The organism is Lactobacillus sp. M0396 (genome assembly GCF_016101625.1).
GTDB lineage: Bacteria > Bacillota > Bacilli > Lactobacillales > Lactobacillaceae > Lactobacillus > Lactobacillus huangpiensis.
The window spans coordinates 1-1,937 of sequence record NZ_JACFQE010000017.1; the positions used below are offsets into that span (position 1 = coordinate 1).

The following is a 1,937-nucleotide window of genomic DNA, read 5'->3' on the forward strand; positions in this document are numbered from 1 at the left end:
TTAGAAGCTAATAAGACTGCGCAAAAGGCTTATATTAGTTCGATGGCTGAAGCGGCCAAGAAGCGAATACAAAATGCATACGATAAACTATCTTCTTCAGTTCAAAATGACCTTAAAGACGTTTTAAGTCAAGCAATAGCAGATATAGATCAAACAGAGGCAAAGACAAATAAAGACATAGATGCAGCTCAAAGCGTAGACGAAGTTTTGAACATAGCAAGTGCAGGAAATAAAACAATTAGCGAGATTGAAACTAAGGCGGAAGTTACATTTGCCCGAGCAGATGCAAAAGAAGCAATAGCGGCTGAAGCTAACAAGGTTAAGCCTAGTTTAAGCACAGCTGATCAACAAACAGTTGATAATATTGTAACAACAGCTAATGGCAAGCTGGACGCTGCTACTGATGTTCCAACAATTAATAGTATTAAAAATCAGGCAATTCAAGATATCGATGCAGTAAAATCAACTGCAGATTCAACTGCAAAAGAGAAGCTTGATAAGGCAAAAGAGCTGAATAAGACTAATGTAGATGGAGCAGCTCAAGCAGCGATTGCGCGGGTTGATGCTGCATACAACAACTTAACACCTGCTGAAAAGACAGACAACAAAGGCACATATGATCAGGCTATTGCAGATATTAAAAACGCTCAAAGCACAACTGATGCCAAGATCGCAGCTGCGACTACTGAGAACGAAGTTACTGCCGCAGCCAGTGAAGGCACAGGCACCATTAACAAGCTGGCGGATGCAGCTGAATTAACCTTTGTCAAGATCACTGCAAATGATGCGGTACAAGCAGAAGCGGCAAAAGTTAAGCCAAACCTGAAAGAAACCGCAGATCAAAATAAAGTAGATGAAATTGTCGGTCAAGCTAAAGACGATATTGGTGCAGCAGAAAACGTTGACAATGTAAACAGAATAAAAGAGAATGCCATCAAGGCAATTGACAACATCAAGAGCAATGCCGAGCAGACAATTCAAAAGGCCAAAGAGACGAGCAAGGCCAGTGTTGATGAGCAGGCGGCTGCAGCTAAGAAACGGGTTCAAGATGCCTATAATAGTCTTACACCAGATGAGCAAAAGACAACGGCGATCCAAGCGGCATATAACGCAGCCAATAATGCCATTGATAAGGCAAAGAGCGTAGCAGAAGATGCAATAGCCGCTGCGCAAACTAATTCAGAAATTACGACAGCAGTAGATAAAGCAAATAAGGCCTTTACCCAAGCAGCAGCTGATGCCGAACTGACCTTTGCCAAGGTGTATGCTACAGATATGATTGCAGCAGAAGCAGCTAAGGTCAAGAGCGGCTTAAAGAAGGAAGAAGACAAAACCAAAGTTGATAATATTGTAAGTCAAGCCCAAACAGATCTAGGGAATGCTGAGAGTGTAACTATAGTAGGATACATTAGAGACCAGGCCATCAGGGACATTGATAACGTTAAAGCTACGGCCGATGCAATTGAGATAATTGAGCTCGAAAATGCCAAGACCACTAACAAAGCTAATATTGACAAAGCAGCAGAAACAGCGACGCAGCGTGTCAAAGATGCATATAATCGGTTAAACTCAACAGAAAAAGAGCAAGTTAATGCAGAGTACAATAAAGCACTTAGTGACATTGAACAAGTAAAGAACACAACTAACGCAGCAATTGCAGCAGCAGAAACAGTTGATGAAGCGGTAGATGCAGCAACTAAAGGAAGTGCAGCTATAAATAGTATAGCTGACAAGACGGAGCTAGCATTTACGAAAGTAGCGGCAAAAGATGCAGTTAAAGCAGTAGCAGACGAAGTCAAGAGCGGCTTAAAGAAACAAGAAGACAAAGACAAAGTAGATGCGATTGTTGCACAAGCAGATAAAGATATTGAAGCAGCGACAAGTGTAGATTCAGTCAACAGCATTAAGGATAAAGCTATTAGTGACATCAAAGAAAT

At 41.5% G+C, this 1,937-nt stretch carries 1 protein-coding gene; it reads left to right on the forward strand.

The annotated features are described in order from the left end of the window. On the forward strand, positions 1-1,937 hold a 1,937-nt coding region (locus tag H3T43_RS09270; protein WP_198214167.1), incomplete at both ends, for a hypothetical protein.